This is a genomic window from Paraburkholderia gardini, assembly GCF_907164545.1.
In the GTDB taxonomy this organism is placed as follows: domain Bacteria; phylum Pseudomonadota; class Gammaproteobacteria; order Burkholderiales; family Burkholderiaceae; genus Paraburkholderia; species Paraburkholderia gardini.
This window is the reverse complement of record NZ_CAJQZB010000007.1, coordinates 1-20749: the sequence shown is the minus strand read 5'-3', so window position 1 is coordinate 20749 and position 20749 is coordinate 1. Positions and strand designations below refer to the sequence as shown.

Here is a 20749-nt window from a genome sequence, read left to right as displayed (position 1 = left end):
GGTATAATTTAAGGCTTGGCCGATTCATTCGATCAGGCTGAGCGCTTTGCCTCCCCATAGTTCAACGGATAGAACACGGGTCTTCTAAACCTGAAATCGAGGTTCGATTCCTCGTGGGGGGGCCAACCGGTTTGCCGGCCCCGGCATCCTTGCCGCATTTCATGGGCGAGCGTTTCTCCATAGCGGGTTTCGCCTGCTTTTCACCTGATCCCCGCCTGCTGTACTTCAACTCCGGTTCTACCGTTCTACTTCACCTCGTCAGCGAAGGTTTGTCTTTCGTGCGTCTTCACCGGATCAGGGATGACCGCGCGAATGCGCTACGCCGACGGCGCACGCGCCGCTTGCGTGAAGCGTAAAAAAAGCAGCCGAAGCTGCTCTGTGAAGGTCCGCTTGCAGGCAAACCTGAATATGGATCCGCCGTTTGACCGCAAACCGGGCGACGCACCGGCACTCGACGATGCGGAGATCAAGGACGTGGTTGCGTTCCTGAATACGCTGACGGACGGCTATCGGCCCGCGGCGCACTGAACGCGCGGGGTTACGACTGAAGCAGGAACGCGCAGAACATCAGCAGCATCACGAAAGAGGCCAGCATGCAGATGAAGCCTGCACGAGTGAGGATGCCGGGCCATTGCGGACGCGGCAGCACCTGGATGCTGAGCATGCCGGCGACGGGTGCCGGCTCGCGACGCATGACGATCGGCATGAGCGCGATGCTGATCAGTGTGAGAACGATGACGAAGAAGCGAAGTGCGATTGAGTAGTCCATGGCGGCAGAGAAGATCGTAGATGCGCGTGCGGACCGGTGAAACGCGTGAAACGCATGCGCGTAATGGATCTTTCGATGCTAATGATCCGCCCTGACAGGGCCAATCGGACCTGTCCGAAAAGGCCGGCATGGTCCTGCATGCGCCGTCCGTGGCGCGGCGGCCGCGCATCACGTCGTGCTATGCTTTTGAGGGTCAGCTCACGCGACATGCGCGCGAGGGCATTCCAGTCAGCCTTCAAGGAGAACAATCAATGTCGATGCGAAACCGAGCCCTGATGTGCTGGACTGCAGGTGGGTTGCTGCTCGCGGGTGCAGGCGTCGCACAGGCGGCGAATCTTGGCTTCCTGAACGACACGCCGATCAGCTACATGAAGCCGCGCGACAACGATTCGATCAAGAAGGCCATCACCCAGGTGCTCAACGACACGCAGGACGGCCAGACCGTGAACTGGGTCAACGAGGGCACCGGCAACAGCGTCAAGATCGACGCGACACTGACACCCGACCGAACCACGAAGGAGGGCGACCGCACGTGCCGCGCGACGGCGGTCGTGCTGTCGGCCAAAGGGCAATCGATGAATCTGCATCCGCTCTTTTGCCGGCAGGGCAGCGGTGCGTGGCAACTGCAGAAGCGTTGAGCACGTCGATTGAACGCAGCGCCGGTACAGGCGAGGCTGCTGCTGGCCCCGTCACGAGCCCTGTCACTTCCGCTTCAAAAGTGACGACGCCATCACACCGCGCGCGGTTGCAATGACCGCGCGCGTCATTTCCTGCGGCGTCGTGCTGCTCGACGCCGCGGGTCGCGTACTGCTCGCGCACGCCACGGAAACCTCGCACTGGGACATCCCGAAAGGACACGGCGAAGCGGGCGAAGCGCCGCATGTCACCGCATTGCGGGAAATGGTCGAGGAGACGGGTATTGTCCTCGCGCGTGAGCGTCTGAAAGACCTTGGGCTCTTCGTGTATCGTCGCGACAAGGATCTGCATCTGTTCGCCGCGCGCGCGCGCGACGGCGAGATCGATATCGAACAGTGCACGTGCACGTCGATGTTCCCGCGTCGCTCCGACGGTACGATGATTCCCGAAATGGACGCGTATCGCTGGACCGAACCCGACGAGGTCGACCGCTATGCGAGCCGCAGTCTCACGCGGCTTTTCCAGACCACGCTCTCGCTCGCCGAACTGCACCGCACGCTCTGAAAGCGCGCGTTCGTGGGGCGATGGCCTAGTCGAGCGCCTTGTCGTTCGGATGGGCGAAGAGCTCGCGCATTTCCGCCGAGATCGGGAAATTCAGGTTCGTCCCGTGCGGCGGAATGGGCTGCGTGAACCAGACGTTGTAGAGGCGTTCAGCTTCGCCCGAAGTCTGCATCCGCGAAATCACACCATTGACGACATCGCGCATCGGCGCGTCGCCCTTGCGGAACATGCACGCATACGCCTCGTAGCCGAGCGGCGTGCCGGTGATCACGTAGTCTTCGGGATGCGCTTCCGCCGCTTTCAGGCCGTGCAGCAGCGGCTCGTCCATCACGAACGCGACCGCGCGGTCCGAGCGCACGGCGGCGAACGCCTCGGGATGATCCCGCGTCGCCGTGATACGCATATTGAGCTGCTTCTCGCTGTTCAGCTTGCGCAGCAGCCGTTCATCCGACGTGCCCGCCGTCGTCACCACCGATTTGCCCGCGAGATCCGCGAAGTCGGCGATGCCCGAATTTTTACGCGAGATCATGCGCACCGCGTACTGGAAGAAGCTGTCCGAAAACGCCACCTGCGATTCGCGTTCCACGGTGTGTGTCGTCGAGCCGCATTCGAGGTCGATCTGGCTGTTGAGCAGCATCGGAATGCGATTGGCCGATGTCACGACGATCTCCCGCACCTTCAGATCGCTAACGCCCAGCGCCTTTTTGATTTCATCGACGATGCGCAGCGCGATCGTGTACGAATAGCCGACCGTGTGGCCGCCATCGGAATAGGCGAACGGAATCGACGCCTCGCGCACGCCGAGCGTAATGACGCCTTCGTCATGGATTTTTTTCAGCGTACCGGTCAGTTCATCAGCATGGGCGCCGCAAGCGAACGTAGCCGCCGCGACGCATGCGATCAGCCGGAAACGGGCTGCGAACTTCATTGCTCCTCCGGGAAGGGCGTGCGTCTTCGAGAACCGCGCCGTGCCGCAACGTCCTGTCGATGTCATGAGACGCACCGGGGCACGTTTGCCGGCGAATATCCGTGCCCCGGGCCGGGTTCACCTGCCCGGCGATCAGTGGAGCTGTCCAGCTTACGCCGGCTTGCCCCAGCTGTCCCGCAAAGTCACGATACGGTTGAAAACCGGTTTTTCCGGTTTCGAATCGTAGCGATCGGCAACAAAATAACCTTGTCGCTCGAACTGGAAACGCTGCTCCGGCGGTACGTCCTTCAGACCCGGTTCAAGGTATGCGTTGACGACACGCTTCGAATCCGGATTCAGCGCTTCGAGGAAATCGCGGCCGCCTGCGTCGGGCTGCGGTTCGCGGAACAGCCGGTCGTAAATACGGACTTCAGCCGGCAGCGCATGCGCGGCGCTGACCCAATGGATGTTGCCCTTCACCTTGTACGTGTTCGCGCCTTCGGTGCCCGACTTGCTGTCCGGGAAGTAATTGCAGTGCACGGCGATCACGTTGCCGTCGGCGTCTTTTTCGGCGCCCGTGCATTCGACCACATAGCCGTAGCGCAACCGCACCTTGTTGCCCGGGAAGAGCCGGAAGTAACCCTTCGGCGGCGTTTCGACGAAGTCGTCACGCTCGATCCACAGTTCGCGCGAAATGGGGAACGTGCGCGTGCCCATTTCCGGATGATGCGGATGGACCGGCGCGCTGCATTCCTCGATCGTGCCTTCCGGGAAGTTGTCGATGATCAGCTTCACCGGATCGAGCACGGCGGCGGTACGCGGCGCCTTGTCGTCGAGGTCGTCGCGCAGCGCGCCTTCGAGCACGCTCATGTCGATCCACGAATCGACCTTGGTGATGCCGATACGCTCGCAGAACAGCTTGATGCTCCCCGGCGTGAAACCGCGCCGGCGTACACCGACGATGGTCGGCATGCGCGGGTCGTCCCAGCCCTCGACGTGGCCTTCAGTCACGAGTTGCAGCAGCTTGCGCTTGCTGGTGATCGCGTACGTGAGGTTCAGGCGCGAGAATTCGATCTGTTGCGGCAGCGGACGCGTGAATACGCCGGCGTCCGCCAGTTCGTTCAGGATCCAGTCGTACAGCGGACGGTGATCCTCGAATTCGAGCGTGCACAGCGAATGCGTGATGTTTTCCAGCGCGTCCGAAATGCAGTGCGTGTAGTCGTACATCGGATACACGCACCATGTGTCGCCGGTGCGGTAATGATGCGCGAAGCGGATGCGGTAGATCACCGGATCGCGCATGTTGAAGTTCGGCGATGCCATGTCGATCTTCGCGCGCAGCACGTGCTCGCCTTCCTTGAACTCGCCCGCTTTCATGCGGCGGAAGAGGTCGAGATTTTCCTGCACCGTGCGCTCACGGAACGGCGACGGCGTGCCCGGCTCGGTGGCCGAGCCGCGGTTCGCGCGCATGTCTTCCGCCGACTGGCTGTCGACATACGCCTTGCCGCGTTCGATCAGCAGCTCGGCGAACGCATACAGCCTGTCGTAGTAATCGCTCGCGTAATACAGCTGTTCCTTGTCGTCCTTCGTCCACTCGAAGCCGAGCCACGTGACGGCGTCGATGATCGAATCGACGTACTCGACGCTTTCCTTTTCCGGATTCGTATCGTCGAAACGCAGGTGGCACACGCCGCCGTAGCTGCTCGCAATGCCGAAATTCAGGCAGATGCTCTTCGCGTGGCCGATATGCAGATAGCCGTTCGGCTCGGGCGGGAAGCGTGTTTCCACGCGCTGGCCCCACTTTCCGGAGCGGTTGTCGTCATCGATGATGTTGCGGATGAAATTGGATGCCGCGGGCGCTTCGTTACGTTCGGTATTCATGCGTGATGGTGAAAGTCGTTCGAGGACGCGCGATGCGCCCGCTTATCTGTCAATTCTACCTGACCAGTCAGGGAGCGACAGGGTTCACGTGGCACGCGGCCGGAGTGAGGACTTCGCCCGGACGCTGTTACAGCGTGCAACAGGAGGTAAAACGCGTTGTCCGCGTGGGCGCCGCCTGGCCAGAATGCGAGCGTCGCGGCACGGGCCGCCTGCCGGTGGCGCTGTCGCCACAGACTTTTCGACGGCTGAAAACGGTCCGCCGACCCCTTTGACGTGCCCGCCGGCCCCGTCAAACCCGCTTGAGCCGCTGTCGCGGCGATTGCCCCTTCATGTGGACGTTCGCCGGACCGTTTGTCTTGCCCGAAGGCCCGCCGTTCGGCAACATGGCGCCTTCAGTTCCTGGAGTTTCACGGATGCCCGATTCCACGCACGACGCGCATTGCGCGCCTTTCGTCCCGCTGCCCCTTGCCCTGATCCGGCGTCTGGGCGCGGCGACGCTCGTCGTCGCGCTGGCTGGCAGTTTCGTGCCCGCCGCACCGGCGCTCGCCAGAACGCCGCCGCCGAAAGCGGTGCTCGACGCGTCGGCCGTGGCCGTGCCCGACCGCTACAGCGCGGACACGGCACAGCAGATTTTCGCCGCGGGCGGCAATGCGGTCGATGCCGCCGTCGCCATCGCGTTCACGCTTGCGGTCACCTATCCGGACGCGGGCAATATCGGCGGCGGCGGATTCATGACGCTCTACGTCGACGGCAAGCCGTACTTCCTCGATTATCGCGAACGCGCGCCGCAGCAGGCGACCCGCGACATGTATCTGGACGACAAGGGCAACCCGGTGCCGGGCATGAGCCTCGTCGGGTTCCGGGCCGTGGCGGTGCCGGGCACCGTCGACGGCATGTGGGAAGCGCAGCGCCGCTTCGGCAAACTGAAGTGGAAGCAGGTGCTCGCCCCGGCGATCAAATACGCCACCGATGGCTTCGTCGTCGAGCCGTGGCTGCAGAAGCGCGCCGAATATGCATCGAAAAGTTTCGCCGGCAAGACCAATTTCAGCGTGTATTTCGCGGGGCTGAAGGCGGGCGCGACGTTCCGCCAGCCTGAACTGGCGCAGACGCTTTCGCGTATCGCGAGCGACGGCGGCCGTGAATTCTACGAAGGCAAGACTGCGGACCTCATCAGTTCTCAAATGTACGGCCACGGCCTTCTTTCGAAGACCGATCTGGTGCAATACAAGGCCGTGTGGCGCCAGCCGGTGACGGCCGACTGGAACGGCTATCGGATCGTCACCGCGCCGCCGCCGAGTTCGGGCGGTGTGGGGCTCATCCAGCTGCTGAAGATGAAGGCCGATCTGAAGCCCGCGTTCGCCGGGCTCGACCTGAATTCGTCGGCGTACATTCATCTGGTCGCGCAGATCGAAGATCGCGTGTTTGCCGACCGGCAGCAGTACATGGGCGACCCGGATTCGTATCACGTGCCCGTCGACAAACTGATCGACGACGCTTACCTCGCGCAGCGCGCCGATGAGGTGACGCCCGACGAAGTGCCGGGCGCGACGCCGGTCAAGCCGGGCCTCGGCGATTCGATGCCCGAGCGCGCCGAGACGACGCACTTTTCGGTCGTCGACAAATGGGGCAACGCGGTGTCGAACACGTACACGCTCAACGGGCCGTTCGGATCGGGCGTGGTGGTGGACAACGCAGGCTTCGCGCTGAACGACGAAATGGACGACTTCGTCGCGAAGGCCGGCACGCCGAACCAGTTCGGCGTCACGAGCGGCGACGTCAATACGATTGCGCCGGGTCGCCGGCCACTTTCTTCGATGACGCCGACCATCCTGCTGAAAGACGGCAAGGTTTCGCTCGTGATCGGCACGCCCGGCGGTTCGCGCATTTTCACGTCGATCTTCCAGGTGATGACGAATCTCTATGATTTCGGCATGCCGCCTGCCGACGCGCTGGCCGCGATGCGCTTTCATCATCAACTGCTGCCGCCGAAGACAATCTACTGGGAGCCGTATCATCCGATAACGGGCGAACTGGCCGGCCAGTTGAAAGGTCTCGGCTACACGCTGGAAGGGCAGAAGTTCAACGGCGATGTCCAGATGATCCGCGTGGAAGGCACGACGCCGGAGCCTGCCGCCGACCCGCGTGGTGCGGGTGTCGGACGGGTGTTTCACTGAAATACGATAACGAACTACAAATCGGGGAACCGCGATGACGACACATAACGTTCTGGTTCTGCCGGGCTATCAGAATTCCGGCGAGGGTCACTGGCAGACGCGCTGGGAAGCGGCACATCCTGAATTCGCCCGCGTCCAGATGCCGGATTGGGATTACCCGGTGCGCGACGCATGGTGCCGCACGCTGGACGAAGCCGTGGCCGCCGCCGATGCGCCGGTGATGTTCGCCGCGCACAGCCTCGGTTGCCTGGCTGTCGCGTTCTGGGCCACGCAGTACGCGTACGCCACGCAGATTGCGAAGGTGGCGGGGGCGTTGCTGGTCGCGGTGCCCGATCCGGCGGGGGCGCAATTTCCGGTGGATGCGTCCGGGTTTGCGCCCGTGCCGATGGCGCCCTTGCCGTTTCCGACGATCGTGGTCGCCAGCACGGACGACCCATACGGCGGCGTCGCGTTTTCACGGGCCTGCGCCAGGGCGTGGCAGAGCGCCTGGTTTGACATCGGCCCGCGCGGTCATATCAACGGCGAAAGCGGTCTCGGCGACTGGCCCGAGGGAATGTGCTGGCTGGAGTCGCTGGTCGAGGCGGTCTAAAGCGGGTTTAGCTCGGGTTTAGCGAGGTTTTCGGGCGGTTTGATCGTAGCGGGAGCGTGGGCTAAAGAGCGGCCGGTGCCGCTGCCGCGCGACCGGGTTCGGGCGCGGCGGCCGCCCGCGTCCCCCGGATGTGCGCAGACCACCTTCGAGACCGGCCGGAGAACCACCACCCGTCAGATCACCGACCGCGCCTTTAACTCCGCGATGCGGGTTTCGTCGAACCCCAGCACGGTGCGCAATATCTCATCGGTGTGCTCGCCGAGTGTCGGCGGATGGGCGGCCGCTTCCGGCGGGGTCGCGCTCATCCGGACGGGATTGCGCACCAGCTTCACTGTCCCGCCGGACGGATGCGGCAGGTCAACCTGCATTCCGCGCGCGACGACCTGCTCGTTCTCGAATACCTCACCGAGGTCATTGATCGGCCCACACGGCACACCCGACGCCTCCAGCGCGGCGATCCATTCCTGCTTGCCACGCAGCCGGACCATATCGGCCAGCAGCGGCACGAGCGTTTCGCGGTTGCGTACCCGCGCCGGGTTGGTCGAGAAACGCTCGTCGTCGGCGAGTTCAGGCCGGTTGCCTGCTTCGACGAACTTGCGAAACTGCCCGTCATTGCCAACCGCGACGATGATCCAGCTGTCGCTCGTCTGGAACGTCTGGTAGGGCACGATGTTCGCGTGCGCGTTGCCCCAGCGCACGGGCGGCTTGCCGCTCGCAAGGAAGTTCGAGTTCATGTTGGCGAGCATCGCCACCTGAACGTCCAGCAACGCCATGTCGATGTACTGGCCTTCGCCCGTCCGGTCGCGATGGGTGAGCGCGGTCAGCACGGCAATGGTCGAGTACATGCCGGTCATCAGGTCGGCGATGGCGACACCGGCTTTTTGCGGGCCGCCGCCGGGCAGCGCGTCGCGCTCGCCGGTGATGCTCATGAATCCGCCAATGCCCTGGATGATGAAGTCGTAGCCCGCCCGCTGCGCGTACGGGCCTGTCTGGCCGAAACCCGTGACCGAGCAGTAGACGATGTCCGGTTTCACTTCCTTCAGCGACGCATAGTCGAGCCCATATTTTTTCAGCTGGCCGACCTTGTAGTTCTCGAGCACGACGTCGCTTTGCGCGGCGAGATCGCGGATGATCTGCTGCCCTTCGGGCGTGGCGATGTCGACGGTGACCGAACGCTTGTTGCGGTTCGCCGCGAGGTAATACGCAGCCTCGCGCGTGTCTTCGCCATCCGGCGTTTTCAGGTACGGAGGGCCCCAATGACGGGTGTCGTCGCCCACTTCGGGGCGTTCGATCTTGATGACGTCAGCGCCGAAATCGGCAAGGGTCTGTGCGCACCATGGACCGGCGAGCACGCGTGTGAGGTCCAGCACGCGGATATGACTGAGGGCGCCCATATTCTGTTCGTGTCTCCTTGAAGCATGATTGCGCGGCATGCATGCGGCGGGGTGCGCGATGCCGTAACGATGTCCAGAATCTTAAGCGATTCCCGTCAGGAGACCCATCGGCCGGATGGCATAGGACGGATCTGAGGCCGCGAAGCCCCATCCCACGCCCCTCAGCGGGAAAAACATGGCCGGATGGCTAACGTTGTGTCCTGGCCGCCTCATGCCGCTCTCCGTGCTCGCCGATCCCGTATAATCAGCGGCTCAGGAAACAATCAGTTGGCGCATCTCCGGATGCAGCCGAAACAGTCAGGACCGTCCCCCGCACGCCATGAAAGCCTCCGAAATCCGCGAGAAATTCCTCAAGTTCTTCGAATCGAAGGGCCACACGATTGTCCGTTCGTCGAGCCTCGTGCCCGGCAACGATCCGACACTGCTCTTCACCAACTCGGGCATGGTGCAGTTCAAGGACGTGTTCCTCGGCGCCGAATCGCGTCCGTATTCGCGCGCCACGACTGCGCAGCGCAGCGTGCGTGCGGGCGGCAAGCACAACGATCTGGAAAACGTCGGCTATACCGCGCGGCACCACACGTTCTTCGAAATGCTCGGCAACTTCTCGTTCGGCGACTATTTCAAGCGCGACGCGATCCACTACGCGTGGGAACTGCTGACTGGCGTCTACGGGCTGCCGAAAGACAAGCTGTGGGTCACGGTCTATCACGAAGACGACGAAGCGCACGACATCTGGGCGAAGGAAGTCGGCGTGCCGGTCGAGCGCATCATCCGCATCGGCGACAACAAGGGCGCACGTTACGCGTCGGACAACTTCTGGCAGATGGCCGATACCGGTCCGTGCGGCCCGTGTTCGGAAATTTTCTACGACCATGGCCCGGACATCTGGGGTGGCCCGCCGGGGTCTCCTGAGGAAGACGGCGACCGTTACATCGAGATCTGGAATCTCGTGTTCATGCAGTTCAATCGCGACGCGCAGGGCAACATGACGCCGCTTCCCAAGCAGTGCGTCGATACCGGCATGGGCCTCGAGCGTATCGCCGCCGTGCTGCAGCATGTGCACAGCAACTACGAGATCGACCTGTTCCAGGCGCTGATCACGGCAGCGGGCCGCGAGACAGGCGTCACCGATCTCACGAACAATTCGCTGAAGGTGATCGCCGATCACATCCGCGCGTGCTCGTTCCTGATCGTCGATGGCGTGATTCCGGGTAACGAAGGCCGCGGTTACGTGCTGCGCCGGATCGTGCGCCGAGCGATCCGTCACGGCTACAAGCTGGGCCGCAAGGGTTCGTTCTTCCACCGTCTGGTGGCGGATCTCGTCGCGCAGATGGGCGCCGCGTATCCGGAACTGAAGGAAGCGGAACAGCGCGTCACCGACGTGCTGCGCCAGGAAGAGGAACGCTTCTTCGAAACGATCGAGCACGGCATGTCGATCCTCGAAAGCGCGCTGGCCGATCTCGATACGAAGGGCGGCAAGACGCTCGATGGCGAGCTCGCGTTCAAACTGCACGACACGTACGGCTTCCCGCTGGATCTGACGGCGGACGTCTGCCGCGAACGCGAGGTCACGGTCGACGAGTCCGCATTCGACGAGGCCATGGCCCGTCAGCGCGAACAGGCGCGTGCGGCCGGCAAGTTCAAGATGGCGCAGGGTCTCGAATATTCGGGCGCGAAAACCACGTTCCATGGCTACGAGGAAATCGTCTTCGACGACGCGAAGATCATTGCGCTGTACGTCGACGGCGCGTCCGTCAAGGAAGTAGCGAAGGGCCAGCAGGCTGTCGTCGTGCTCGACCACACACCGTTCTATGCGGAGTCGGGCGGGCAGGTTGGCGATCAGGGTCTGCTCGCCAACGCGAGCGTGCGCTTCGCCGTTGTGGATACGTTGAAGGTACAGGCCGACGTGGTGGGCCATCACGGCACCCTGGAACAGGGCACGCTGAAGGTCGGCGACGTGGTGAAGGCGGAGATCGATGCCGTGCGTCGCGCACGCACGGAGCGCAATCACTCGGCCACCCACCTGATGCACAAGGCGCTGCGCGAAGTGCTGGGCTCGCACGTCCAGCAGAAGGGCTCGCTCGTCGACGCTGAAAAGACACGTTTCGACTTCGCGCACAACGCGCCGATGACGGACGAACAGATTCGCCAGGTCGAGTCAATCGTGAACGCCGAGGTGCTGGCGAACGCGCCGGGCATCGTGCGCGTGATGCCGTTCGACGAAGCGGTGAAGGGCGGTGCAATGGCGCTCTTCGGTGAAAAGTATGGCGACGAAGTGCGTGTGCTCGATCTCGGCTTCTCGCGCGAGCTGTGCGGCGGTACGCACGTGCATCGCACCGGCGATATCGGTTTCTTCAAGATCGTGACAGAAGGCGGCGTGGCCGCGGGTATCCGTCGTGTGGAAGCCATTACCGGGGATAACGCGGTGCGTTTCGTGCAGGAACTCGACGCCCGTATCAACGCGGCCGCAGCCGCCTTGAAGGCGCAACCGGCGGAACTCACGCAGCGTATCGCGCAGGTCCAGGAGCAGGTCAAATCGCTGGAGAAGGAACTCGGCGCGCTGAAGTCCAAGCTTGCTTCGAGCCAGGGCGACGAGCTCGCGGGTCAGGCGATCGAAGTCGCGGGTGTGCACGTGCTGGCCGCGACGCTCGAAGGCGCGGACGTCAAGACGCTGCGTGAAACCGTCGACAAGCTGAAGGACAAGCTGAAGAACGCGGCGATCGTGCTGGCCTCCGTCGAAGGCAGCAAGGTGAGCCTGATCGCGGGCGTAACCGCTGAGGCCAGCCGGAAGGTCAAGGCGGGCGAACTCGTGAACTTCGTCGCGCAGCAGGTGGGCGGCAAGGGCGGCGGCCGTCCCGATATGGCGCAGGCCGGCGGCACGGAACCGGCGAACCTGCAGGCAGCGCTGGCAGGCGTGAAGGGCTGGGTCGAGGCGCAACTGTAACCACGGGCGCGCGATATGCGATAAGCGGCACCGGTTTCGATTGTCGAAAGGGTTGAGCCGGCCGCTTCGCCAAAGATCCAGCAGAAAGAATGAAAAAAGAAAGCCGCGAGCTTCGAACTCGCGGCTTTCTGCGTTTTGGGGCGGCCAGAAGAATCACACCGCCGGTTGCGCAATCCTCTCCGGTTGCTCCGAACTTGCCGACAGATTGCTCCCCGCCAGCAACTGCTCGCGCAATGCGTTCAGCGCTGCCGAAAAGTGACCGCGCCTCCAGACCAGAAGCGTATCGATCGCATCGAGTTCGCCGAGCGGATGAACGGCGATATCGTCCACGTTCTGCTGCAGACCCAGCACCGAGCGCGGCGCGATCGAGACGCCCACGCCGGCCGCGACACACGCGACCATCGCGTGATACGAACCGAGTTCCAGGATGCGCGCCGGCCGCAGATCGCACGCCAGATACCACTTCTCGATATAGCTCCGATACGCGCAACCCCGCTCGAACGCGACGAGCGTGGACAGTGCCACATCGCGCGCATCGCGGATCGGCCGGTGACCGCGCGGCGTCAGCATCACGAGCTCTTCGCGAAAGACCGGCACAAAATCGAAAACGTCGCGCAAAGCGTCCGGGTCGAGCGGCGTCGCAACGAGTGCGGCATCGACTTCGAAGTCGCGCACCCGTTCGATCAGCCGTCCGGTCGTGCCGGTTTCGAGTTCCAGTGCTACGTCGGGCCAGCGCTGGTGATATCGGGCAAGCAGGGACGGCAGCCGGCTCGCCGCGACGCTTTCCATGGTGCCGAGCCGCAGCCGGCCGTTCGGCCGGTTCTCGCGCACCGCGTGGCGCGCCTCGTCGGCGAGCGCGAGCAGACGTTCGGCATACGGCAGCAGCGTCTCGCCAGCTGGCGTCAGCACGAGTCGGCGTCCGTCGCGGATAAAGAGTTCAGTGCCCAGCTGCTCCTCAAGCTGTTTGATGCGCGTCGTCACGTTCGACTGCACTCGGTTCAGCTTTGCAGCAGCGCGCGTCACGCCGTTTTCGCGCACCACCGCGCGAAAGATGTTCAAGGCGGCCAGGTCCATCGTTCTCACTCCGAGATGCTTTTAATCATGATAATTCATTTTTTGTGATGAACTGTGCGGATTACTATCTGAACGTGCGATGGTGCGGCGCGCACGTGTCGCCGGCCCCGAAAATCCCCGAAGACATCCATGACACCTCTCGCCACTCCCACTGCTGCTGCTTCCTCCTACCCGCACGACGCAAGGCGCGTCGCGCTTGGATGCATGGTGGCGCTCGCGGTCGCGCTGGGCGTGGGGCGCTTCGCGTTCACGCCGCTGTTGCCGTTGATGCTGCAAAGCGGCTCGATCGATATTCGCCACGGCGGCTGGCTCGCATCGTTCAACTACGCGGGGTATTTCATCGGTGCGATTACCTGCGCGGCGCTGCGGGTCGACCATGCCCGGATGGTACGCGTCGCCCTTGCCATCACGGCCGCGCTGACCGTCGTCATGGGCGTCACCGACGCGTTCTGGATCTGGGCGCTGGTGCGCTTCGTGGGCGGAGCGATCAGCGCATGGGCCTTCGTGTTCGCATCGCAGTGGGGCCTGCGCCGGCTCGCCGAACTCGGTGCGCACCGCTGGAGCGGCGTTATCTACACCGGCCCCGGGGTCGGGATCGTCGGCACGGGGCTTCTCGTGAGCGCCGCGGGCGGCCTCGGTGCGAAACTGGGCTGGATTGGCTTTGGGCTTATCTCGGCGGCCCTGGCGGCGCTCGTGTGGCACGTGTTCGAGGCCGCGCCCCGACGCGTTGCTCCGGCTTCACCGGCAGTCGCAGCGGAGCATTCCGAAGCCGTCGCCGTCGGGCACGATCGACCCGGCAGTCACACCCGACCGTCCGGCCGCACCGCGCCACCGGCGCGCAGTTCCGCATCGACACATCACGCCCGGCCCGATCGAACCATTCACCGCGCCGATGCGATCTGGCTCGTCGTGTTGTACGGCGTGCCGGGATTTGGCTACATCATTACCGCGACGTTCCTGCCGGTGATCGCGCGCGCCGCGTTACCGGGTTCGCCCTGGCCCGATCTGTTCTGGCCGATGTTCGGCGTGGCGCTCATGGCAGGCGCGCTGCTTGCCGCGCGTCTGCCGCTCCACTGGGACAATCGCATGCTCCTCGCGGGCGCTTACGTGTTGCAGGCGGCAGGCATCGCGTCGGGCATCGTCTGGCCGACCGCAGCGGGTTTTTCGATCGGCAGCATGCTGATCGGGTTGCCGTTCACGGCAATCACGCTTTTCGCGATGCGTGAAGCGCGTCGACTGCATGGGGAGCATGCAGCCGGACTGATGGGTTACGCCACGGCCGCCTATGGCATCGGCCAGATCGCGGGGCCGCTGGTGGCCGCGCCGGTCGCCGCTCATACGGGCTCGTTTTCGCCCGCGCTGTGGCTGGCCGCGTTCGCACTGATGCTCGGCGCCGCCGGCCTCCTTATCGTCACCCGCGTCTCGAAGCGCCGTTCGCACCGATAGCCCGCTCGGGCCGTACACCCGTTCGCGCCTCGTGCGCCGTCCACGGCGCTTCCCGACCCTACGATTACCCTCCAGCAAATTCGAACGACCGGACAATAACGGGATGGCGCACTAAAATGTCCGCTTCCCGTTACTTTCGCGTGCCTTCTACAGGGTGCGCCGCCCGCCATGCAACACTTTGCGTCGGACAATTACGCCGGCATCTGCCCCGAGGCGCTCGCGGCGCTCGTTGAAGCAAACAACAGCGGTCACGAGCCGGCTTACGGCGACGATTCCTGGACCGAGCGCGTGTGCGACCGCCTGCGCGACCTGTTTCAGACCGACTGCGAAGCGTTCTTCGTCTTTAACGGCACGGCGGCGAATTCGCTGGCGCTGGCATCGCTGTGTCAGTCGTATCACTCGGTGATCTGCCACGACCTCGCGCACATCGAGACCGACGAATGCGGCGGCCCCGAATTTTTCTCCGGAGGCTCGAAGCTTCTGACCGCGCCCGGCGCCCACGGCAAGCTGACGCCCGATGCCATCGAGGCCGTCGTGACCCGTCGGGCCGATATCCACTATCCGAAGCCGAAGGTGGTGACGCTCACGCAGTCGACGGAAGTCGGCAGCGTCTACACCGTCGAGGAAGTGCGCGCGATCGCGGCGATTGCCAGACGACGTCATCTGAAGGTTCACATGGACGGCGCCCGCTTCGCCAACGCGGTCGCGACGCTGGGCGTGCATCCATCGGAGATCACGTGGCGCGCGGGCGTCGACGTGCTGTGTTTTGGCGGCACGAAGAACGGCCTGCCGGTGGGCGAAGTGGTCGTGTTCTTCGATCGCGCGCTGGCCGACGATTTCGCGTATCGCCTTAAACAGGCGGGCCAGCTTGCGTCGAAGATGCGCTTTATCTCGGCGCCGTGGCTGGGTCTGCTCGACGACGACGTCTGGCTGCGCAACGCGCGTCACGCGAACGCGATGGCGCAACTCATGAAAACGCGTCTCGAAGCGATTCCCGGTGTGAGCATCATGTTCCCGGTCGAATCGAACGCCGTGTTCGCGCAATTGCCCGCGCATGCGGCGAAAGCGATGCGGACGAAAGGCTGGAAGTTCTACGAGTTCATCGGCGCGGGCGGTTGCCGGCTGATGTGCGCGTGGGACACACAGCCCGAAACCGTCGAGCGGTTTGCCGCCGAAGTGCGCGACCTGTGCGCGGCATGAGAGCGAGCGTCGCCAGCGCATGGCGCATGGCGACGCGCACGACGTGAAACGATCCGAAGCCTTTCCCGACATTCATTCACCTCAATTCCAACGAGCATGTCCGACTACCAATACTGCCCACGTTGCGCGACGCCGCTCAGCGAACGCAGCGACGCCGCCCACGAAGGCGGCCGCGTGCGCCAGGTCTGTCCCGACGCAACCTGCGGCTATGTGCACTGGAACAATCCGCTGCCGGTCGTCGCGGCCATTGTCGAATACGAAGGCAAGATCCTGCTCGCGCGCAACGCGGCCTGGCCCGAAGGCATGTTCGCGCTGATCACCGGGTTTCTCGAAAACGGCGAAACACCCGAGGAAGGCATCGCGCGCGAGGTGCTCGAGGAAACCGCGCTGCACGCGGAATCGGTCGAACTGATTGGCGTCTACGAGTTCATCCGCAAGAACGAGCTGATCATTGCCTATCACGTGAAGGCGCACGGCACGGTCACGCTTTCGCCCGAGCTGCTCGAATACCGGCTGGTCGAACCGGCGAACCTGCGGCCGTGGCGGGCGGGCACCGGCCAGGCGCTCGGCGAATGGATGCGCCGGCGCGGCCTGCCTTTTGAATTCGTCGAGCGGCCGGGACAGTGAGCAGCGTGCTGGCGAGCGATTGCGTGCAGTCATTCGATCACGTTTTCAACAGGCCGGACACCTGGCCATCCGGCCGATAGTCAGCACGTCGCCGGGTTGTTAGAGTGGCTGCATGACCCCGGCACACGGCAGCGAAACATACGAGCGTGGGCACACGGCAGCCCGCGCCACACTTGTTCATCACCAGGAGACAGAACCGACATGGCCTACATCTACTATCTGACGCACATCCATCTTGGTTACGATGCGCTCGCGCAACTGCCCGCCGAATGCGAGCGGGTCGGTATCAAGCGACCGCTCGTCATTACCGATAAGGGTGTCGTCGCGGCGGGCGTCGCCCAGCGCGCGATCGATGCACTGAAGCTCGCCGACGTACCGGTATTCGACGACACGCCGTCGAATCCGACGGAGGCCATGGTTCTCGCTGCCGCCGTGCGGTATCGCGAGGAAGGGTGCGACGGGCTGGTTGCGGTAGGTGGCGGTTCGTCGATCGATCTGGCAAAGGGCGTGGCGATTGCCGCGACGCATCCGGGTGCACTGACCCAGTATGCAACGATCGAAGGCGGTAGCGGCAAGATCACGGATGCCGCCGCGCCGCTAATCGCGATTCCGACCACGTCGGGCACCGGCAGCGAAGTCGCGCGCGGTGCGATCGTGATCCTGAACGACGGCCGCAAGCTGGGCTTTCACTCGTGGCATCTGCTGCCGAAGTCGGCGATCTGCGATCCGGGTCTGACGCTGGGCTTGCCTGCCGGTCTGACGGCCGCCACCGGCATGGACGCGGTGGCCCACTGCATCGAAACCTTCCTCGCGCCTTCGTTCAATCCACCGGCGGACGGCATCGCGCTCGACGGGCTCGAACGTGCATGGGCCAATATCGAACGCGCGACGCACGACGGCAGCGACCGGGACGCGCGCCTGAACATGATGAGCGCGTCGATGCAGGGCGCGATGGCGTTCCAGAAGGGACTCGGCTGCGTGCATTCGCTGTCGCATCCGCTGGGCGGCATCGCGGTGAACGGGCGTACGTCGCTGCATCACGGCACGCTGAACGCCGTCGTGCTGCCGGCCGTGCTGCGTTTTAACGCGTCCGCTGAAACGGTGGTGGCGAACAATCGCTATGCGCGCATGCGTCGTGTGATGAACCTGCCGGAGAACGCCGATCTTGCCGGGGCGCTGTTCGACATGACGGCGCGGCTCGGGCTGCCGACCGGGCTGAAACAGATGGGCGTCGACGAAAGCGTGTTCGACAAGGTCATCAAGGGCGCGCTGGCCGATCATTGCCACAAGACGAATCCGCGCGAGGCCTCGGCGGACGACTATCGCCGCATGCTGACCGAATCGTTCTGATCCTGCCGCCATGGCGACCCCTGACGACGCGATAAAAAGATGAGCAAACCGACTCCGACGCCACGCGAAGCTTACCGCCACTTTCTGCCGATCTCGACGCGCTGGATGGACAACGACGTCTACGGACACGTCAATAACACGGTCTATTACAGCTACTTCGACACGGTGGTGAACGAGTATCTGATCCGCGCCGGCGCGCTCGATTTCGAGCGCGGCGCGACGATCGGGCTCGTCGTGGAAACACACTGCAACTACTTCGAGCCGTTCGTGTTCCCGGAGCGGGTCGAGGCGGGTCTGCGCGTCGCGCGACTGGGCTCGACGAGCGTGCGCTACGAAGTTGGCCTTTTCCGGGAGGGCGGGACGCATGCGGCGGCACAGGGGCACTTCGTGCATGTGTACGTCGATCGCGCGACGCGTCGTCCGGTCGCGCTGCCGGATGTCCTGCACGCGGCGCTCGCGCCGCTTGTCGTGGCGGCGGACTAGCGGGTGCAGTCGCTAGTCATCAATCTGCTGAACGGCGTCAGCTACGGATTGCTGCTGTTCATGCTGTCGGCGGGGCTGACGCTGATTTTCAGCATGCTCGGCGTGCTCAACTTCGCCCACGCCAGCTTTTACATGCTCGGCGCGTACGTCGGGCTTTCGGTCGCGGCGCACGCGGGGTTCTGGAGTGCGCTCGTGATCGCGCCGGTGATCGTCGGCCTCATCGGCGCGGCGATGGAGCGCTGGTTGTTGCGGCGCGTGCGGCCGCATGGCCACCTGGCCGAGCTACTGCTCACGTTCGGCGCGGCGTATCTGATCGGCGAAGCGGTCAAGCTCGTGTGGGGTTTGCCGGCGCTGTCGGCGCCCGTGCCGCACGCGCTGGACGGCCCGCTGTTCACGGTCTTCGGCGCGGGTTTTTCGCGTTATCGCGCGTTCATGATGGCGGCTTCGGTCGCGATGCTCGCCGCGCTGTATCTGCTGCTGCACACGTCGAAAACCGGCCTGATCGTGCGCGCGGCGCTCACGCATGCAAGTGCCGTCGAGGCGCTCGGTCACAACGTGCCGCGCGTGTTCACGCTGGTGTTCGCGGCGGGCACGGCACTCGCCGCACTTGCCGGTGTGATCGGTGCGCCGCTCTTCGTGATCGAGCCGGCGATGGCCGATTCGGTCGGCTCGATCGTCTTCGTGGTTGTCGTGACTGGTGGCCTCGGGTCGCTTGGCGGCGCGCTCGTGGCCTCGCTGGTTGTGGGGTGCGTGCAGACGTTCGCTGTCGCTAGCGATATCTCGCTCGGTTCGCTTGCCGCGCTGGCGGGGCAGTCGTTGCCAGTGGAATGGGCATCGCTCAGCGTCGCGCAGGTTGCGCCGCTCGTGCCGTATCTGCTGCTCGTCGCGATGCTCGCGCTGCGGCCGCGTGGTCTTTTCGGGCAGCGCGATGACGAGGCCTGATTTGCATCGCGCTCCTCACTTGTCCGGCAGCGCAGGCGCCGGTGGCGAATCGCACGCGCATGCGTCGGCGTGGCGAACCGGCCTGTCGTGGCTCGCGTTGATCGCGCTGCTTGTCGCGCCGCTGGGCCTGTCGTCGCAGAGCTGGATGCTCGCGTATCTGGCGCAAACCGCGTCGATGATCGTCCTCGCGCTCTCCTGGAACCTGCTGCTCGGCGAGACAGGCCTGCTTTCGTTTGGTCACGCCGCGTTTGCCGGGCTCGGCGCGCTCGTCGCGGCGCATCTCTTTAACCGGTATGGCATCGCGTTACCGTGGCTGCCGCTTGCAGGCGGCGTGGGCGGCGCGCTTGCCGGTGCGATCGCGGGCCTCGTCGCGACGCGTCGCGCGGGTACTGCGTTCGCGATGATCACGCTTGGCATCGGGGAGCTCGTGGCGGCTGCGGCGTGGTCGTTGCCCGACTGGTTCGGCGGTGAAGCGGGTGTGTCGATCGACCGCGCGGGCGGCCCCGCGTGGGGGACGTTTACGTTTGGCCCGGCGCGCGAAGCGTATGCGGTGATCGCGTGCTGGTGCCTGCTCGCCACGCTCGCGATGTGGGCGCTGTCGCGCACGCCGTTCGTGCGGCTCGCGAATGCGGTGCGTGACAATCCGGTGCGCGCGGCGTCGACGGGTTGCGATCCACGGGGCGTGCGGTATCGGATGTTCGTGCTGGCGTCGTTCTTCGCGGGCGTCGCGGGCACGCTGGGGCTCATCAACGTCGAGCTGGTGTCGACAGAAAGCGTCGGTATGTTGCGCTCGGGCTCGGTGCTGATCGCAACCGTGATTGGTGGAACCGGTGCGTTTTTTGGGCCGGTCGCGGGCGCGGTCGTGCTGGTGTTTTTCAGCGTCGCGGTGGCGAGCGTGACACGTGCGTGGCTGTTTTACCTGGGGCTGTTGTTCATTGTGATCGTCGTGCATTCGCCGGATGGTGTCGCCGGGCTGCTGGCGCGTGCCGTTACGCGATTACGCCGGCACGGATGGCGCGCATGTTCGGGCGCCGCGTTGTCCGATGCCTGCGCTGGTCTGGCCTGGATACTCGCCGTCGTGCTGGCGGTGCAGTACGCGTATGCGATGCAGTCGGCGGATGAAATGGGCGGACACGTCGTGCTTTTCGGTTCGCTTGCAATCGATACGACCGCGCGGATTGCCGCGATCTGCGCGGCGATTGTCGTGCTGGCGTTCGCTGGCTGGTTGATACGACGTCGTGCACAACGTGAATGGGCGCGTCTCGAATGGCTTCGCGGCGAAGCGGCAACCGTTGCACCTGCCGCGGCCGGTGCGGACATCATCACACCCCGTTCAACAGCTACCGTCAGCACGCCATCCGCGATCAAACCCGGCGCGCCCGCGCTCGTCCTCCGGGGCGTCGAGAAAAGCGTCGACGGGACCGCGATACTTCGTGGCGTCGATCTGAGCATCGCGGCCGGCGAGCGGCACGCGCTGATCGGCCCGAACGGCGCGGGCAAATCGACGCTCTTCAACCTGATCGCCGGCGCCGGCCGGGTGAGTGCGGGGCGCATCGAAATCAACGGCGTCGATACGACGCGATCGACGCCAGCCGCGATCAGCCGTGGCGGTGTCGCGCGCAGCTTCCAGACGACGAGCGTCTTCGGCCGCCTGACGGTGCTCGACAACCTGCGCTGCGCCGTGCTCGCGGCGAACGGCGATGGCGTGCACTGGTGGCATCGGTGGCTGCATGCCCGTGCGGGGGGCGCGCGCGGCGCCCCCGGGCGCGGCC

18 protein-coding genes and 1 tRNA gene are annotated in these 20749 nt (G+C 64.5%); 14 read left to right on the top strand and 5 right to left on the bottom strand.

The features are described 5' to 3' along the window. Positions 1-50 precede the first annotated feature (50 nt). Together LPA37_RS07310 and LPA37_RS07305 are read left to right on the top strand one after the other, a co-directional pair. Positions 51-125: transfer RNA gene (locus LPA37_RS07310), tRNA-Arg, on the top strand. Between the two features lie 175 nt (positions 126-300). Next, positions 301-528: a hypothetical protein gene (locus LPA37_RS07305; RefSeq protein WP_229012208.1), complete on the top strand. Its 228-nt coding sequence runs from the start codon at positions 301-303 to the stop codon at positions 526-528. A 10-nt stretch (positions 529-538) separates the two neighbouring features. Here LPA37_RS07305 and LPA37_RS07300 read toward each other — a convergent pair whose 3' ends face one another. Then, the gene (locus LPA37_RS07300; RefSeq protein WP_228975433.1) at positions 539-769 is read right to left on the bottom strand and encodes a hypothetical protein; all 231 of its coding nucleotides are present in this window, start codon (positions 767-769) and stop codon (positions 539-541) included. A 251-nt stretch (positions 770-1020) separates the two neighbouring features. Here LPA37_RS07300 and LPA37_RS07295 point away from each other — a divergent pair, with 251 nt between their 5' ends. Together LPA37_RS07295 and LPA37_RS07290 are read left to right on the top strand one after the other, a co-directional pair. Then, entirely contained in the window at positions 1021-1407 is a 387-nt protein-coding gene (locus LPA37_RS07295; RefSeq protein WP_228975432.1) for an RT0821/Lpp0805 family surface protein, read from the top strand. Between the two features lie 112 nt (positions 1408-1519). Further along, on the top strand, positions 1520-1969 hold the full coding sequence (locus LPA37_RS07290) for an NUDIX hydrolase (protein ID WP_228975431.1): 450 nt from the start codon (positions 1520-1522) through the stop codon (positions 1967-1969). 25 nt (positions 1970-1994) lie between these two features. Here LPA37_RS07290 and LPA37_RS07285 read toward each other — a convergent pair whose 3' ends face one another. Both LPA37_RS07285 and LPA37_RS07280 read right to left on the bottom strand, forming a co-directional pair. Next, complete coding sequence (locus LPA37_RS07285; RefSeq protein ID WP_229012162.1) at positions 1995-2894, bottom strand: transporter substrate-binding domain-containing protein; 900 nt, start codon at positions 2892-2894, stop codon at positions 1995-1997. 150 nt (positions 2895-3044) lie between these two features. Then, entirely contained in the window at positions 3045-4754 is a 1710-nt protein-coding gene (locus LPA37_RS07280; RefSeq protein WP_229012161.1) for a glutamine--tRNA ligase/YqeY domain fusion protein, read from the bottom strand. Between the two features lie 413 nt (positions 4755-5167). Between LPA37_RS07280 and ggt the strand changes: the two genes are divergently transcribed. Both ggt and LPA37_RS07270 read left to right on the top strand, forming a co-directional pair. After that, positions 5168-6928: a gamma-glutamyltransferase gene (gene ggt / locus LPA37_RS07275; protein WP_228975423.1), complete on the top strand. Its 1761-nt coding sequence runs from the start codon at positions 5168-5170 to the stop codon at positions 6926-6928. 34 nt (positions 6929-6962) lie between these two features. Then, positions 6963-7517 (top strand): RBBP9/YdeN family alpha/beta hydrolase, encoded by a 555-nt coding sequence (locus LPA37_RS07270; protein WP_228975422.1) that lies wholly within the window; start codon positions 6963-6965, stop codon positions 7515-7517. A 173-nt stretch (positions 7518-7690) separates the two neighbouring features. Here LPA37_RS07270 and LPA37_RS07265 read toward each other — a convergent pair whose 3' ends face one another. Next, positions 7691-8911: a CaiB/BaiF CoA transferase family protein gene (locus LPA37_RS07265; RefSeq protein ID WP_228975420.1), complete on the bottom strand. Its 1221-nt coding sequence runs from the start codon at positions 8909-8911 to the stop codon at positions 7691-7693. Positions 8912-9230: 319 nt separating this feature from the next. Here LPA37_RS07265 and alaS point away from each other — a divergent pair, with 319 nt between their 5' ends. Next, entirely contained in the window at positions 9231-11855 is a 2625-nt protein-coding gene (gene alaS, locus LPA37_RS07260) for an alanine--tRNA ligase (RefSeq protein WP_228975418.1), read from the top strand. Positions 11856-12008: 153 nt separating this feature from the next. Here alaS and LPA37_RS07255 read toward each other — a convergent pair whose 3' ends face one another. Next, on the bottom strand, positions 12009-12929 hold the full coding sequence (locus LPA37_RS07255) for a LysR family transcriptional regulator (RefSeq protein WP_228975416.1): 921 nt from the start codon (positions 12927-12929) through the stop codon (positions 12009-12011). 129 nt (positions 12930-13058) lie between these two features. On the opposite strand from LPA37_RS07255, the gene LPA37_RS07250 reads away from it, so the two are divergent. The 7 genes from LPA37_RS07250 to LPA37_RS07220 all read left to right on the top strand — a co-directional run. Further along, a complete protein-coding gene (locus LPA37_RS07250) occupies positions 13059-14375 on the top strand; it encodes a YbfB/YjiJ family MFS transporter (RefSeq protein WP_229012160.1) in 1317 nt (438 codons plus the stop codon). 168 nt (positions 14376-14543) lie between these two features. After that, positions 14544-15575 carry a threonine aldolase family protein gene (locus LPA37_RS07245; protein WP_228975412.1) on the top strand — a complete coding sequence of 344 codons (1032 nt, stop codon included), beginning with the start codon at positions 14544-14546 and terminating at the stop codon, positions 15573-15575. 96 nt (positions 15576-15671) lie between these two features. Further along, positions 15672-16202, top strand: coding sequence for an NUDIX domain-containing protein (locus tag LPA37_RS07240; RefSeq protein WP_228975410.1), 531 nt, complete (start codon positions 15672-15674; stop codon positions 16200-16202). A gap of 201 nt (positions 16203-16403) precedes the next feature. Then, on the top strand, positions 16404-17552 hold the full coding sequence (locus tag LPA37_RS07235; RefSeq protein ID WP_228975408.1) for an iron-containing alcohol dehydrogenase: 1149 nt from the start codon (positions 16404-16406) through the stop codon (positions 17550-17552). Positions 17553-17591: 39 nt separating this feature from the next. After that, positions 17592-18035 carry an acyl-CoA thioesterase gene (locus LPA37_RS07230; RefSeq protein WP_228975406.1) on the top strand — a complete coding sequence of 148 codons (444 nt, stop codon included), beginning with the start codon at positions 17592-17594 and terminating at the stop codon, positions 18033-18035. A gap of 3 nt (positions 18036-18038) precedes the next feature. Beyond that, positions 18039-18977 (top strand): branched-chain amino acid ABC transporter permease, encoded by a 939-nt coding sequence (locus LPA37_RS07225; RefSeq protein ID WP_228975405.1) that lies wholly within the window; start codon positions 18039-18041, stop codon positions 18975-18977. 19 nt (positions 18978-18996) lie between these two features. Next, a partial coding sequence (locus LPA37_RS07220; protein ID WP_407672495.1) for an ABC transporter permease subunit occupies positions 18997-20749 on the top strand: 1753 nt, incomplete at its 3' end.